Source organism: Chromobacterium sp. HL1 (genome assembly GCF_057418835.1).
This window is the reverse complement of the sequence record NZ_CP162399.1, coordinates 3,055,677-3,069,503: the sequence shown is the minus strand read 5'-3', so window position 1 is coordinate 3,069,503 and position 13,827 is coordinate 3,055,677. Positions and strand designations below refer to the sequence as shown.

The window sequence follows — 13,827 nt, the reverse complement described above, 5'->3', positions numbered from 1 at the left end:
GCCAGGAAGGTCTTTGCGCAAACCCGCGTGGCGGCGCGTCGGCGCGGCGCGCGTCGTAGAATCTTGCTGCGCCGGCCCGCGGCTTTGAGATAAAATCGACGGTTTGGCCGGTTGCCCGTCGCGGCGGCCGGCGCGAATTTCTGCAAGGACATCGTCTGTACATGACCGCACCTGTCATCGCCATCGACGGCCCGTCCGCCTCGGGCAAGGGCACTGTCGCCGCCCTGGTCGCCGCGCGGCTGGGTTTTCATTATCTGGATTCGGGCTCGCTCTACCGGCTGCTGGCGCTGTTCGCGCAGCGTCACAATATAGGCTGGGACGACGAGCCGGGCCTGGCCGCGGCCGCCTCCGGCTTGCCGGTGGAGTTCGCCGACGGGGCGGTGTGGCTGGAGAGCAACGACGCCAGCGCGGCGATACGCAGCGAGGAAATCGGCATCGGCGCGTCCAAGGTGGGCGCGCTGCCGGCGGTGCGCGCCGCGCTGTTGCAGCGCCAACGCGATTTCTGCCAGTTGCCGGGCCTGGTGACGGACGGCCGCGACATGGGTTCGGTGGTGTTTCCCGCCGCCGCCTTGAAGGTGTTTTTGACCGCCAGCGCCGAGGAACGCGCCGAGCGCCGCTATAAGCAGTTGATCGGCAAGGGAGATTCTGCTAATCTCCCACGGATTCTGCAGGACATTATCGATCGGGACGCGCGCGATGCCGCCCGGCCGGTAGCGCCGCTGCGCCAGGAGCCGGACGCCTTTTTGCTCGACACCACGGAGCTGACCATCGACCAGGCGGTCGCACAGGTTCTACGTTGGTTCGAGGAAAGACAGGTCTCCGGCCTATGATTTTTTTGTCGGGTGAAAATGCTGCAAGGCAATAAACCCGTTGTGCAACCCTAACCCCGCACGCCGCAAGGCGCGCACCGAGAGTACGCTTGATGACTACCCTCTCCATGGAAAACTTCGCTCAGCTGTTTGAGGAAAGCCTGACCCTTCACGACATGCGCGTGGGCGAGGTGATCACTGCCGAAGTGGTGGCAGTTGATTCCAACTTTGTAACCGTGAACGCAGGCCTCAAGTCCGAGTCCCTGATTCCGGCTGAAGAATTCAAGAACGACCAAGGCGTGGTCGAAGTGGCCATCGGCGACTTCGTTACCGTCGCCATCGACGCGCTGGAAAACGGCTTTGGCGAAACCAAGCTGTCCCGCGAAAAAGCCAAGCGCCTGGCCGCTTGGGTGGAGCTGGAAGAGGCTCTGGAAACCGGCAAGATCCTGTCCGGTCTGATCAGCGGCAAAGTCAAAGGCGGCCTGACCGTTATGGTCAACGGCATCCGCGCCTTCCTGCCGGGTTCCCTGGTTGACGTGCGTCCGGTGAAAGACACCACCCCGTACGAAAACAAACAGATCGAATTCAAGGTCATCAAGCTGGATCGCAAGCGCAACAACGTTGTTGTGTCCCGTCGTTCCGTGCTGGAAGAAACCCTGGGCGAAGAGCGCAAAGCTCTGCTGGAAACCCTGAAAGAGGGCGCCATCATCAAGGGTATCGTCAAGAACATCACCGACTACGGTGCGTTCGTTGACCTGGGCGGCATCGATGGTCTGCTGCACATCACCGACCTGGCATGGCGCCGCGTGAAGCACCCGTCCGAAGTTCTGGCCGTGGGCGACGAAGTGGAAGCCAAGGTACTGAAGTTCGACCAAGAGAAGAACCGCGTATCCCTGGGTCTGAAGCAACTGGGCGAAGATCCGTGGGTGGGCCTGTCCCGCCGCTACCCGTCCGGCACCCGTCTGTTCGGCAAGGTGACCAACCTGACCGACTACGGCGCGTTCGTGGAAATCGAACAGGGCATCGAAGGTCTGGTGCACGTGTCCGAAATGGACTGGACCAACAAGAACGTACACCCGTCCAAGGTTGTTCAGGTTGGCGACGAAGTGGAAGTCATGATCCTGGAAATCGACGAAGACCGTCGTCGCATCTCCCTGGGCATGAAGCAGTGCCTGGCCAACCCGTGGAACGAGTTTGCCGACAACTTCCACAAAGGCGACAAGCTGAAGGGCGCGATCAAGTCCATCACCGACTTCGGCGTGTTCGTTGGCCTGCCGGGCGGCATCGACGGCCTGGTTCACCTGTCCGACCTGTCCTGGAACGAAGCTGGCGAAGAAGCCGTGCGCAAGTTCAAGAAGGGCGACGAGGTTGAAGCCGTTGTTCTGTCCATCGACGTTGAGAAAGAGCGCATTTCCCTGGGCATCAAGCAGATGGAAGGCGATCCGTTCAACAACTTCGTTGCGATGAACGACAAGGGCGCTCTGGTTAAGGGCACCGTGAAGTCCGTTGACGCCAAAGGCGCCGTCGTGACTCTGGACACCGATGTTGAAGGCTACCTGCGCGCTTCCGAACTGTCCCGCGACCGCGTGGAAGACGCTCGCTCCGTTCTGAAGGACGGCGAAGAAGTGGAAGCCGTGATCATTGCCGTGGACCGCAAGTCCCGCAACATCAGCCTGTCCATCAAGGCTAAAGACGCTCAGGAAGACAACGTTGCTCTGAAGAGCCTGTCCGTTGACAGCGCTTCCGCTGGCACCACCAATCTGGGTGCCTTGCTGAAGGCAAAACTGTCCGGCTCTAACGAGTAATTGAGACATGACCAAATCTGAGCTGATCGCTAGGCTGTCGGAACGACTCGCCGAGCGCAATTCTCAGTTGGTCTACAAAGACGCTGAGTTGGCCGTCAAAACCATTTTGGATGCGATGGCCAATAACCTGGCGCAGGGAAACCGGATTGAAATCCGCGGTTTCGGCAGTTTCGATTTGAACTACCGTCCGCCGCGGATTGGCCGCAACCCCAAGTCGGGCACCAGCGTCTCGGTTCCTGAGAAATATGTGCCGCATTTCAAGGCGGGTAAAGAATTGCGCGAACGCGTCGATCTGTCCCTGTTGGAGCAGAGCGAAGCCTAGGCGTTCAAGCCCTGTCTAGCGAATCCGAAGCGCCGCTTTTTGCGGCGCTTTTTCTTTGCGCGGCTGAAATTCCAGCTTGGGTTGCGCCGGGCTATCGTTTAAACTTGCACTCCGGCAAACAAATCGAGCGAGATCATGCGTTACCTGCTTCGTATCGTTGAATTGGCCCTGTTGGTATTCCTGATCGCGGTCACCGTGCAAAACAGCCATGCGGTTGAATTCAAATTGTTCTTCGGCCAGTCCTGGTCCGCGCCGCTGATTGTGTTTCTGCTGCTGTTTTTCGTGGTTGGCGCGCTGGTCGGTCTGCTCGCCACGCTCGGCTATTATCTGCGCAGCCGGAAAGAGCTGTCCCAATTGAAAAAAGAATTGCGCAACCGTCCCCCCGCCAGCAAGGTGATCAGCGACCCCAGCGACGCGATCGCCGATTGAGCCTAGCGCGAGCGGCGGAGCGAGCCGGCGCCGCGCCTAGGCGCCGCCGCGATGGAATCCGTCGTTCTTGATGATGCCGCCCGGGAGCGGCTGTTGTTGTTTGTCCGGAAAGGATTGCTGTTGGAACTGGATTTGTGGTGGTTGCTATTGTTTCCGGCCTTTTTCGGCCTGGGTTGGTTTGCCGCGCGCGTGGACATGCGCACGGTGCTGAAACAGGCGAAGGCGGTGCCGACCGGATTTTTCCGCGGCCTGGACGCGCTGGTGGAGGACAAGACCGATATCGCCGCCTCGGCCCTGGCCGAAGTGGCGCGCCAGCAAGGGTCGGCGCTGGAGTTGCAGCACACCTTGGGCAAGCTCTACCGCAAGCGCGGGGAGAACGACCGCGCCATCCGGTTGCATCAGCGCATGCTGGACGCGCCGGATCTGCCGGCCGAGCACCGCGACGCGGTGCGCTTCGAATTGGCCCAGGATTTCCGTAAAGCGGGTCTGGTGGACCGGGCGGAAGAGATTCTGATCAAGCTGCAGGACGGCAATATGGGCCTGGCCGCGCGGCGTCAGCTGCTGGACATCTACCAGCAGGACCGCGATTGGCACAAGGCCATCGCCACCGCCAAGGAGCTGCGCAGCGACGCGCATTCCTTCCAGCACGAGGTGGCGCAGTTCTATTGCGAACTGGCCCAGGGCGAGCTGTACAAATCCAATAGCGAACAAGCGCGCCACTATGTGGAAGAAGCGTTCACGGCCAACCGCAAGTGCGTGCGCGCCAGCCTGATCCTCGGAGACATCGAGTTCGCCGGCGGTCATGTGGAGGCGGCGATCGCGGCCTGGCAGAACATTGAAAAGCAGAATTACGAATACTTGTCGATGGCCGCCGAGCGGCTGTTCGACGCCTATGAGCGGCAGGACAAGCCGCTGGAAGGCATCGCCTTGCTGCGCGGCTATCAGAAGACTTTCCCGCAGCTGGAACTGACCGATCTGCTGTACCAGAAGATCGCCACTTACGAGGGCGAGGAAAAAGCGCTGGAAGTCGCGCGCGAGGGCGTGCACGCCCGTCCCAGCCTGTCCGGCGTCTACCGCTTGATCGAGGCGCAGATGGACGAATTGAGCCCGGAAGGGCGGATGGACGCGGAAGTGGCGCGCGCCTTGGTGCTCAAGCACGCGCAGCGCCTGAGCGTGCACCGTTGCAAATGCTGCAACTTCCGCTCGCGCGCCTTCTTCTGGCATTGCCCGGCCTGCGGCGAGTGGGAGGGCTTCACCGCCAACCGGACGGAATCGCAGTAAGCAGCAGCGCCGCTGACAAAACGCCTAGATGTACTGCTTACGTCTGCGCGCCTTGCCTCTGCTTCTCCGCGAGGTGTTGTCAGCGGCTTGGGCGTAGGGATAGTTGTGCAGCCGCCAGAGAGCGGCTGCGCTGATTTGAATACCGGCCGTCGGCGAGCGTCGGCGGCAAGAATGGAGCAAGCATGAATCCTTTGATCGCAGCCGACGCGGCGCAGCCGACTTCGCCCGTCGTCGTGGCCCTGGACTTTGCCGACGCGGACAGCGCCTTGCGCTTCGCCAGCCGCCTGGACCCGAGCGAGTGTCGCCTCAAGGTGGGCAAGGAGCTGTTCACCTCCTCCGGCCGCAGCCTGGTGGAGAGTCTGGTGGCCAGAGGGTTTCAGGTGTTTCTGGATTTGAAGTTCCACGATATTCCCAATACCGTGGCCCATGCTTGCAAGGCGGCGGCGGAAGCCGGCGTCTGGATGGTCAATGTGCACGCCTCCGGCGGCCGCCGGATGATGGAGGCCGCGCGCGAGGCGCTGGCGCCGTACAGCCAGCGTCCGCTCTTGATCGCGGTGACGGTGCTGACCAGCATGGAAGCGGCGGATCTGGCCGAAATCGGCATCGCCGCTTCGCCGCAAGAGCATGTGCTGCGGCTGGCCGCGCTGACCCGCGACTGCGGGCTGGACGGCGTGGTGTGTTCGGCCCAGGAAGCCGGCGAACTGAAAGCCGCGCTGGGCCGCGAATTCAAACTGGTGACGCCGGGCATCCGCCTGGCGGACAGCGTCGCCGACGATCAGCGCCGGGTGATGACGCCGACGACCGCGCTGGCCGCAGGCTCCGATTATCTGGTGATAGGCCGGCCCATCACCCGCGCCGCCGACCCGCTGGCCGTGTTGCGCGCGATCAATCAAGACATTCAGCACTATCAGGCTCAATAAAATATGAAAATCACAGTTATCGGTACGGGGTATGTCGGTCTGGTGACCGGCACGTGTCTGGCGGAAACCGGCTATCACGTGTGCTGCCTGGATGTGGATCCCAATAAGATCGCCATCCTGAAACAGGGCGGCATTCCGATTTTCGAACCCGGTCTGGAAGACATGGTGCGGCGCAACGTCGCCGCCGGCCGGCTCAGCTTCACCACCGACATCGCCGAGTCTGTGGCCTTTGGCGACGTGCAGTTCATCGCCGTCGGCACTCCGCCGGACGAGGACGGCTCCGCCGACCTGCAATACGTGCTGGCCGCCGCGCGCAATATCGGCCGCCACATGACGGACTACAAAGTCATCGTCGACAAGTCCACGGTGCCGGTGGGCACCGCCGACCTGGTCAAGGCGGCGGTGGCGGAAACCCTGGCCGAGCGCGGCGAGGCGTTGGAATTCAGCGTGGTGTCCAACCCGGAATTCCTGAAGGAAGGCGCGGCCATCGACGACTTCATGCGTCCGGACCGCGTGGTGATCGGCGTAGACGACGAGCGCGCGGCCGCGATGATGCGCCGGCTGTACGCGCCGTTCCAGCGCAATCACGAGCGCGTGCTGCTAATGGACGTGCGCTCCGCCGAACTGACCAAGTACGCGGCCAATGCCATGCTGGCGACGCGCATCTCCTTCATGAACGAATTGGCCAATCTGGCCGAGAGCCTGGGCGCCGACATCGAGCAGGTGCGGCTGGGCATGGGCTCGGATCCGCGCATCGGCTATCACTTCCTGTATCCGGGCGTGGGCTACGGCGGCTCCTGCTTCCCCAAGGACGTCAAGGCCCTGGTGCAGACCGCCAAGGAAAACGGCCATGACCTGCGCGTGTTGAGCGCGGTGGAAGAGGCCAACGATCTGCAAAAGCTGCGCCTGGTGGACAAGGTGCTGGCGCGTTTCGGCCAAGATCTGTCCGGCCGCCGCTTCGCGATGTGGGGCCTGGCCTTCAAGCCCAACACCGACGATATGCGCGAAGCGCCCAGCCGCGTGATCGCGGAAGAACTGAGCCGCCGCGGCGCGGAAGTGGTGGCCTTCGATCCGGTGGCCATCCATGAAGCGCAGCGGGTGATGGGCGACATCGCCGGCCTGAGCTTCGCCGACGATATGATGGCGGCGTTGCGGCAGGCCGACGCCTTGCTGATCGTCACCGAATGGAAGATGTTCCGCGCGCCGGACCTGAGCGCGGTCAAGCAAGCGCTGAAGCAGCCCTTGGTGTTCGACGGCCGCAATATGTACGATCCGGCCTGGATGCGCGAGCAGGGCTTCGATTACTTCGCGATCGGCCGCTGAGGATAATCATGGGCCTGATGCAAGACCTGGGGCTGGACAGCTCCAAACTGGCCGCCGAACTGGCGCAAGCGAAAGTCCTGGTGGTGGGCGATGTGATGCTGGACCGTTATTGGTTCGGCGACGCCACCCGCATTTCGCCGGAAGCGCCGGTGCCGGTGGCCAAGATCGAGCGCATTGAAGAGCGCGCCGGCGGCGCCGCCAACGTGGCGCGCAATATCGCCGGCCTGGGCGGCAAGGCCACCTTGCTGTCGGTGGTGGGCGACGACGAAGCCGCCTCGGCGCTGGAGCGCCTGCTGGCCGCGGACGGCATCGCCACCTCGCTGAAGCGCGACCCCAGCATCGCCACCACCATCAAGTTGCGCGTGGTGGCGCGGCAGCAACAGCTGATCCGCCTCGACTTCGAGGACGCGCCCAGCCATGAGATCCTGGCCGGCAAGCTGGAAGAGTATCAGCAGATCCTGGCCGAGCACGACGTGGTGATCCTGTCCGATTACGGCAAGGGCGGGCTGACCCATGTCAGCAAGATGATCGAACTGGCGCGCCAGGCCGGCAAGCCGGTGTTGATCGATCCCAAGGGCGACGACTACAGCAAATACGCCGGCGCCACGCTGTTGACGCCCAATCGCAGCGAGTTCCGCCAGGTGGCCGGCCGCTGGGCGTCGGAGAGCGAGCTGACCGCCAAGGCGCAGGCCTTGCGCGCGGACTTGGCGCTGGACGCCTTGCTGGTGACGCGCAGCGAGGAGGGCATGACCTTGTTCCGCGACGAGGGCGTGGTGCATCAGCCCACCTTCGCGCGCGAAGTCTACGACGTGTCCGGCGCCGGCGACACCGTGATCGGCACGCTGGGCCTGGGGCTGGCCGCCGGCCAGCCGCTGCCGGTGGCGATGAGTCTCGCCAACGCCGCCGCCGGCGTGGTGGTGGGCAAGCTGGGCACCGCGGTGTGCAGCCAGCGCGAACTTTTCGCCGTGTGATCCCGTCCAGTCAGGCTGGATCCTGAAGGAGAACACATGCAGCACTATACCGATGCCATCTTGGCGTTCTGGTTTGGCGGCGGCGACGACAGTTTCCTGTCGGTGCCGCGCAGCGCCTGGTTCAAGAAGGATGAAGTGTTCGACGGCATTATCCGCGAACGCTTCCTGGACGCGTGGCGACAGGCGCGCGCCGGGGAACTGCCGGCAGAGGCCGGCGACGCTCGCCGCGGTCTGGCCTGGCTGATTCTGACCGATCAATTCCCGCGCAATCTGTTCCGCGGCTCGGCCGAGGCCTTCGCCACCGACGGCCAGGCGCTGGCGCTGGCGCGCGAGATGGTGGCGCGCGGCCTGGACCGGCAACTGCCGCATATCGCCCGCACCTTCGTCTATCTGCCGTTCGAGCACAGCGAGTCGCTGGCGGATCAGGACGAAGCCGTGCGTTTGTTTGAAACCATGGCCGAGGACGCGGCCATGGCGAGTTTTATCGATTACGCGCACCGCCACCGGGACGTGATCGTCCGCTTCGGACGCTTCCCGCATCGCAACGCCGCGCTGGGCCGGACGGACACGCCGGACGAGAAGGCCTATCTGGCCGAGCCCGGCGCCGGTTTTTAAACGCGCAGCAATATTCTCGCGCCGTCGGCGATGGCCGGCGGCGGAAAGGCAAAACATGACTATCGTCGTCACCGGCGCCGCCGGTTTTATTGGTTCCAATCTGGTCAAGGCGCTGAACGAGCGCGGCGTCACCGACATCATCGCCGTGGACAATCTGTCCAGCGGCGACAAGTTCCGCAATCTGGTGGATTGCGAAATCGCCCACTATATGGACAAGCACGACTTCCTGGCCTTGCTGCTGGAAGGCGAGTTCGAGGGCGAACTGTCCGCCATCCTGCACCAGGGCGCGTGTTCCGACACCATGAACCACGACGGCAAGTACATGATGGATAACAACTATCAGTACACGCTGGCCCTGTTCGACTACTGTCAGCACGAGGAGATTCAGTTCCTCTACGCCTCCAGCGCCGCCACCTACGGCAAGGGCACCGTGTTCAAGGAAGAGCGCCAGTACGAAGGCCCGCTCAATGTCTACGGCTATTCCAAATTCCTGTTCGACCAAGTGCTGCGTCAACGCATGAAGGAAGGCCTGAGCGCGCAGGCGGTGGGCTTCCGCTATTTCAACGTCTACGGCCCGCGCGAGCAGCATAAGGGTCGGATGGCCTCGGTGGCCTTCCACCACTTCAATCAGTATCGCGAACACGGCAAGGTCAAGCTGTTCGGCGGCTGGGACGGCTGGGGCAACGGCATGCAAAGCCGCGACTTCGTGTCGGTGGAGGATGTGGCCAAGATCAATCTGTATTTCCTGGACCACCCGGAAAAGAGCGGCATCTTCAACCTGGGTTCCGGCCGCTCGCAGCCGTTCAACGACGTGGCCGTGGCCACCGTCAACGCCTGCCGCCGCCATGACGGCCAGCCGGCGCTGAGCCTGGACGAGATGGCGGCTCAGGGCATCGTCGAATACGTGGACTTCCCGGACGCGCTCAAGGGCAAATATCAGAGTTTCACCCAGGCCGACATCGGCAAACTGCGCAGCGCCGGTTACGGCGCTGAGCTGTTTGACGTCGAGCAGGGCGTGGATCGCTACGTGGATTGGCTGATCAAGCAATGACGCTGCGCGTCCGGCAGGCGGCGCGGCTGCTGATGCTCGACCCCGCGGGCAGGGTGCTGCTCTTTCCCTACCAGCCGGCGGACCGGGCCGAATACTGGTTCACGCCGGGCGGCGAACTCGAAGCCGGCGAAAGCCTGGCGGACGCGGCCCGGCGCGAATGCCGTGAAGAGACCGGTCACCTTATCGCCGATCCCGGCTCGCCGGTGGCCCGCCGCTCATTCGAGTTGACGCTGTTGGACGGAGAACGGGTGCGGGCGCTTGAGCATTTCTTCCTGATCCGCGTCGAACACGCGAGGCTGGACGACGGCGGCTGGACCGAGCTTGAGCGGCGGGTGATGGGGCGGGGCCGTTGGTGGCCGCCGGAGGAACTGGCCGCGTCCGGCGCGCGCTATTTCCCTGAAGACTTGCTGGCGATGCTGGCGGAAGCGTCCGCGGGCAGATAGTTGCAGCAACGGTTATTTGCTTAGACATAAGGATTCCGTCTTTGCTGATAGCCAATCGGTATAATGGCCGTTCCCCGTTGGAGAACGCGTCGTGTACAAGCATCTGGAAGATTTCGTCGGCCACACCCCCTTGGTCAGACTCAAGCGCCTGCCCGGCGTCACCAGCAACATCGTGCTGGTCAAGCTGGAAGGCAATAACCCGGCGGGTTCGGTCAAAGACCGGCCGGCGTTGTCCATGATCCGTCGCGCGGAAGAGCGCGGCGAGATCCAGCCGGGCGATACGCTGATCGAACCCACCAGCGGCAACACCGGCATCGCGTTGGCGATGGCGGCGGCGATGATGGGCTATAAGATGATCCTCATCATGCCGGAGAACTCCAGCGCCGAGCGGGTGCAGGCGATGCGCGCCTACGGCGCGGAAGTGGTCTTGACCCCCAAGGAAGCCTCCATGCCGGGTTCCATCGACCTGGCGCGCAAGATGGAAGCCGCCGGCCAGGGCCGCATCCTCGATCAATTCTCCAATCCGGACAATCCGCTGGCCCACTATGAAAGCACCGGGCCGGAAATCTGGCATGACACCCGGGGCGGCGTCACCCACTTCGTGTCCAGCATGGGCACCACCGGCACCGTCATGGGCACCAGCCGCTATCTGAAGCAGCAAAATCCGGCGATCCAGATCGTGGGCGTGCATCCGGAGCCGGGCAGCCAGATCGCCGGCATCCGTAAATGGGAAGACCCCTACGTGCCCAAGATTTGCGACTTCTCGCAACTGGACGATTTGCAGCACGTCGGCCAGCAGGAGGCCGAGGATATGGCGCGGCAACTGGCGCGCGAGGAGGGGATCCTGGCCGGGCCTTCGTCCGGCGGCGCCTTGGCGGTGGCGCTGCGCCTGTCGCGTCAGCTGGAGAACGCGGTCATCGTCTCCATCATCTGCGACCGCGGCGACCGTTACCTGTCCACCGGACTGTTCGGCTGAGCGCGAGGGTTCACGCCCCTTCCGGTCAAGGGGCTTGTGAACCGGGTCACAAGACGGACGGCGCGGCGGAACGCAGTGTTCGCGTTTTGGCGCTGGCGTCCGGCGCCTCATGTCGCTAGCATCGGGAGTCCATTGTCCCCGTCCCGGAGGCTCCGATGCTGCTGCATGTCGATTCCCGTTTTCTCAGCCCTTACGCGCTGTCCGCCTTTGTCGCCCTGAAAGAAAAGGGGCTGACTTTCGAACTATCGACCGTCAGCCTGGAGGCGCAGGCCAATCTGGCGGCCGACTATCGGCGTCAGTCGCTGACCGCCCGCGTGCCCATGCTGGAAGACGGCGAGTTCCGTCTCAGCGAATCCTCGGCCATTGCCGAATATCTGGAAGACGCTTATCCCGAACGCGCGCGGCTATACCCGCAGGACTTGCGCCAGCGCGCTCGCGCGCGCCAGCTGCAAGCCTGGCTGCGCAGCGATCTGATGGCGCTGCGGGAAGACCGCAACACCGAGGTGGTGTTTCTGCGTCCGGCGGCGGGCACGCTGGCGCCGGAAGCGCGCCAGGCGGCCGGCAAGCTGATCGCGGCCGCGGAGCAATTGCTGCCGGCCGACGGCGGCGAGCTGTTCGGCGCCTGGTGTCTGGCCGATACCGATCTCGCGCTAATGCTGAAACGGCTGCAATACGACGATGCGCTGCCGCCGCGTTTGGCCGCCTACGCCGAGCGCCAATGGCGGCGGCCGGCGGTGCAGGACTGGCTGGCGCTGGGACGGCGGGCGGCCTCGGCTTGAAAGGCTGAGCGCGCGCCCGCGCCTGGACTGCCGTTTCAGCGATGCACGTCGTGGGTGACGAAGGGCCGGTCCGGCGACGGCATCTCCAGCCAGTCCGGATGGCGTAGTGTGCGGCGGATGTCCTGATAGCCGCTGGCCCAGTGCGCGCGCATGGTCTGGGCGCCGAATTGATAATCCTTGTGGTGGTCTTCGTACTCCTTGTCCTGGTAGATCAGGTGTATCACCTTCAACAGCCGGCCGCAGGCCAGTTCGTGGGCGTGGCGGTAGGCCGGGTGTTCGCGTTGCGCCTCCGGCACCAGTTCCATCAGCTGCCGCAGCAAGCCGCGGTAGTTCTGTTCCCGTTTCATCGTGTCGGTGATCTGCCGGGTGCGGCTGGAGTACTGGATGTCCTTCTGCCGCATCGCGATCGCCTTCATGTCCGTGGGCGGTTCGCCCTTGGCGCTCCACAGGTCCACCTGGAACACCAGCGAGTTTTTGCGCGGCTCGGTGCTCAGTATCTGCTTCAGCGGCGTATTGGACACCAGGCCGCCGTCCCAGTAGTACTCGCCGTCTATCTCCACCGCCGGAAAGCCCGGCGGCAGCGCGCCGGAAGCCATGAAATGCTCGGCGCGCAGTTTTTGGCGGGTATTGTCGAAGTAGACGAAGTTGCCGCTACGCAGATTGACCGCGCCCACCGACACCCGCATCTGATCGCTGTCGTTGATGCGGTCGAAATCGGCGAAACGTTCCAGCGTGCCCTTCAGCGGCGCGGTGTCGTAAAGGCTGCAATTGGCGGGCGAGGGCGCGCCGCTTGGCCAGGGCGAGCGCGGCAGGAAGAAGCCGTTCTGGCCCTCGGTCAGCGCGCGCCAGGCCTCCCAGCTCGCCATCAGTCCGTTCAGCCCCGCCGGCCAATGGTGGGTGTCCAGTTGGCTGAAGGGGCTGGCCGGCAGAAACGGCGGCCGGCAGATGGTGTCCCAGAAGGCGCGCAACTGCTCCACCCGCCGCTCCGGCGGGTTGCCGGCGATGATGGCGGCGTTGAGCGCGCCGATGGAAATGCCGGCCACCCAGTTGGGGTGCAGCTCGGCCTCGGCCAGGCCCTGGTAGACGCCGGGCTGATAGGAGCCCAGCGCGCCGCCGCCCTGCAGCACCAGCGCCAGCACCTGGTAGCGGTGGCCGGGCGGCAGGCTGCGGCTCTGGTACAGGCCGCCGCTCTGCGGGCAGGCGGGGTTGTGCGGCGGCGTCATTGCATATACCAGCCGTGGCTGACAATCACCGATTGTCCGGTGAGCGCGGCGCTGGGGAAGGCGGCCAGGAACAGCGCGGTCTGGGCCACGTCTTCCACCGTGGTGAACACCCCGTCCACGGTATTGCCCAGCATCACGCGCTTGACCACTTCTTCCTCGCTGATGCCCAGCTCTTTGGCCTGCTCCGGAATCTGCTTCTCCACCAGCGGCGTGCGCACGAAGCCCGGGCAGATCACGTGGGCGCGCACATTGTATTCCGCGCCTTCCTTGGCCAGCACCCGGCACAGGCCCAGCAGCGCGTGTTTGGCGGTGACGTAGGCGGATTTGAGTTTGGACGCCTCGTGGGAGTGCACCGACCCCATATAGATCACGGTGCCGCCGCGCTTGTCCTGATACATATGGCGCAGCGCGGCCTTGGTGGTGAGAAAGGCGCCGTCCACGTGGATGGCCTGCATCTTCTTCCAGTCGGAAAACGAGTAGTCCACCAGCGGGTTGACGATCTGGATGCCGGCGTTGGAGATCAGGATGTCCAGCCCGCCCAGCGCGTCCACCGCCGCCTGGGTGCCGGCGTTGACGGATTCCTCATGGGTCACGTCCATCGCCACGCCCACCGCCTTGCCGCCGGCGGCCTTGATCTCTTCCGCCGCGGCCTGCGCCGCCGTCAGGTTGATGTCGGCGATGGCCACCGCCGCGCCGGCGCGGGCGTAGGTTTCCGCAATGGCTTTGCCTATGCCGCTGGCCGCGCCGGTGATCAATGCCACTTTGCCGTTCAATTGCATGCTGCTCTCCTTGTCGTCGGGTGGGATGCGCCGCGTAGCGGCTTGGCGCCGGTTTCCGCCTCGTCTCGTCCTTGCTCGCGAGACTTTGAACAGGTTCTGTA

The 13,827-nt window shown here is 64.0% G+C and carries 15 protein-coding genes; 13 read left to right on the top strand and 2 right to left on the bottom strand.

Translation table 11 applies throughout. The features are described 5' to 3' along the window. Positions 1–161 precede the first annotated feature (161 nt). The 13 genes from cmk (at position 162) to yfcF (ending at position 11,724) form a co-directional block, all read left to right on the top strand. Positions 162–830 (top strand): (d)CMP kinase, encoded by a 669-nt coding sequence (gene cmk / locus AB1Z25_RS13780; RefSeq protein ID WP_107799732.1) that lies wholly within the window; start codon positions 162–164, stop codon positions 828–830. Between the two features lie 92 nt (positions 831–922). Continuing rightward, the gene (rpsA, locus tag AB1Z25_RS13775) at positions 923–2,614 is read left to right on the top strand and encodes a 30S ribosomal protein S1 (RefSeq protein ID WP_085951937.1); all 1,692 of its coding nucleotides are present in this window, start codon (positions 923–925) and stop codon (positions 2,612–2,614) included. Between the two features lie 7 nt (positions 2,615–2,621). Next, the gene (locus tag AB1Z25_RS13770; RefSeq protein WP_019104286.1) at positions 2,622–2,936 is read left to right on the top strand and encodes an integration host factor subunit beta; all 315 of its coding nucleotides are present in this window, start codon (positions 2,622–2,624) and stop codon (positions 2,934–2,936) included. A gap of 135 nt (positions 2,937–3,071) precedes the next feature. Further along, on the top strand, positions 3,072–3,365 hold the full coding sequence (locus AB1Z25_RS13765) for a LapA family protein (RefSeq protein ID WP_019104285.1): 294 nt from the start codon (positions 3,072–3,074) through the stop codon (positions 3,363–3,365). A 120-nt stretch (positions 3,366–3,485) separates the two neighbouring features. Next, positions 3,486–4,646 (top strand): lipopolysaccharide assembly protein LapB, encoded by a 1,161-nt coding sequence (gene lapB / locus AB1Z25_RS13760; protein ID WP_486635471.1) that lies wholly within the window; start codon positions 3,486–3,488, stop codon positions 4,644–4,646. A 182-nt stretch (positions 4,647–4,828) separates the two neighbouring features. Next, positions 4,829–5,566 carry an orotidine-5'-phosphate decarboxylase gene (gene pyrF, locus AB1Z25_RS13755; protein ID WP_107799730.1) on the top strand — a complete coding sequence of 246 codons (738 nt, stop codon included), beginning with the start codon at positions 4,829–4,831 and terminating at the stop codon, positions 5,564–5,566. Positions 5,567–5,569: 3 nt separating this feature from the next. Then, a complete protein-coding gene (locus AB1Z25_RS13750) occupies positions 5,570–6,889 on the top strand; it encodes a UDP-glucose dehydrogenase family protein (RefSeq protein ID WP_107799729.1) in 1,320 nt (439 codons plus the stop codon). A gap of 8 nt (positions 6,890–6,897) precedes the next feature. Beyond that, positions 6,898–7,860, top strand: coding sequence for a D-glycero-beta-D-manno-heptose-7-phosphate kinase (rfaE1, locus tag AB1Z25_RS13745; protein WP_304502833.1), 963 nt, complete (start codon positions 6,898–6,900; stop codon positions 7,858–7,860). Between the two features lie 36 nt (positions 7,861–7,896). Further along, the gene (locus AB1Z25_RS13740; RefSeq protein WP_486635470.1) at positions 7,897–8,475 is read left to right on the top strand and encodes a DUF924 family protein; all 579 of its coding nucleotides are present in this window, start codon (positions 7,897–7,899) and stop codon (positions 8,473–8,475) included. 55 nt (positions 8,476–8,530) lie between these two features. Further along, positions 8,531–9,526 carry an ADP-glyceromanno-heptose 6-epimerase gene (rfaD, locus tag AB1Z25_RS13735; protein ID WP_107799726.1) on the top strand — a complete coding sequence of 332 codons (996 nt, stop codon included), beginning with the start codon at positions 8,531–8,533 and terminating at the stop codon, positions 9,524–9,526. Beyond that, a complete protein-coding gene (locus tag AB1Z25_RS13730) occupies positions 9,523–9,969 on the top strand; it encodes an NUDIX hydrolase (RefSeq protein WP_486635469.1) in 447 nt (148 codons plus the stop codon). Before rfaD ends, AB1Z25_RS13730 begins: the two co-directional genes overlap by 4 nt. A 91-nt stretch (positions 9,970–10,060) precedes the next feature. Further along, positions 10,061–10,945 (top strand): cysteine synthase CysM, encoded by an 885-nt coding sequence (gene cysM / locus AB1Z25_RS13725; protein WP_107799724.1) that lies wholly within the window; start codon positions 10,061–10,063, stop codon positions 10,943–10,945. Positions 10,946–11,100: 155 nt separating this feature from the next. Next, positions 11,101–11,724 (top strand): glutathione transferase, encoded by a 624-nt coding sequence (gene yfcF, locus AB1Z25_RS13720; protein ID WP_235087755.1) that lies wholly within the window; start codon positions 11,101–11,103, stop codon positions 11,722–11,724. A 35-nt stretch (positions 11,725–11,759) separates the two neighbouring features. On the opposite strand, the gene AB1Z25_RS13715 is transcribed toward yfcF, so the two are convergent. After that, positions 11,760–12,947 carry a DUF3734 domain-containing protein gene (locus AB1Z25_RS13715; RefSeq protein ID WP_227103995.1) on the bottom strand — a complete coding sequence of 396 codons (1,188 nt, stop codon included), beginning with the start codon at positions 12,945–12,947 and terminating at the stop codon, positions 11,760–11,762. Beyond that, entirely contained in the window at positions 12,944–13,726 is a 783-nt protein-coding gene (locus tag AB1Z25_RS13710) for a 3-hydroxybutyrate dehydrogenase (RefSeq protein WP_107799721.1), read from the bottom strand. Before AB1Z25_RS13710 ends, AB1Z25_RS13715 begins: the two co-directional genes overlap by 4 nt. Positions 13,727–13,827 lie beyond the last annotated feature (101 nt).

Excerpts from the sequence above, each read along its gene's own strand:
- cmk (WP_107799732.1), top strand. The coding sequence starts at position 162 with ATGACCGCACCTGTCATCGCCATCGACGGCCCGTCCGCCTCGGGCAAG.
- rpsA (WP_085951937.1), top strand. The coding sequence starts at position 923 with ATGACTACCCTCTCCATGGAAAACTTCGCTCAGCTGTTTGAGGAAAGC.
- AB1Z25_RS13770 (WP_019104286.1), top strand. The coding sequence starts at position 2,622 with ATGACCAAATCTGAGCTGATCGCTAGGCTGTCGGAACGACTCGCCGAG.
- AB1Z25_RS13765 (WP_019104285.1), top strand. The coding sequence starts at position 3,072 with ATGCGTTACCTGCTTCGTATCGTTGAATTGGCCCTGTTGGTATTCCTG.
- pyrF (WP_107799730.1), top strand. The coding sequence starts at position 4,829 with ATGAATCCTTTGATCGCAGCCGACGCGGCGCAGCCGACTTCGCCCGTC.
- AB1Z25_RS13750 (WP_107799729.1), top strand. The coding sequence starts at position 5,570 with ATGAAAATCACAGTTATCGGTACGGGGTATGTCGGTCTGGTGACCGGC.
- rfaE1 (WP_304502833.1), top strand. The coding sequence starts at position 6,898 with ATGGGCCTGATGCAAGACCTGGGGCTGGACAGCTCCAAACTGGCCGCC.
- AB1Z25_RS13740 (WP_486635470.1), top strand. The coding sequence starts at position 7,897 with ATGCAGCACTATACCGATGCCATCTTGGCGTTCTGGTTTGGCGGCGGC.
- rfaD (WP_107799726.1), top strand. The coding sequence starts at position 8,531 with ATGACTATCGTCGTCACCGGCGCCGCCGGTTTTATTGGTTCCAATCTG.
- AB1Z25_RS13730 (WP_486635469.1), top strand. The coding sequence starts at position 9,523 with ATGACGCTGCGCGTCCGGCAGGCGGCGCGGCTGCTGATGCTCGACCCC.
- yfcF (WP_235087755.1), top strand. The coding sequence starts at position 11,101 with ATGCTGCTGCATGTCGATTCCCGTTTTCTCAGCCCTTACGCGCTGTCC.
- AB1Z25_RS13715 (WP_227103995.1), bottom strand. The coding sequence starts at position 12,947 with ATGACGCCGCCGCACAACCCCGCCTGCCCGCAGAGCGGCGGCCTGTAC.
- AB1Z25_RS13710 (WP_107799721.1), bottom strand. The coding sequence starts at position 13,726 with ATGCAATTGAACGGCAAAGTGGCATTGATCACCGGCGCGGCCAGCGGC.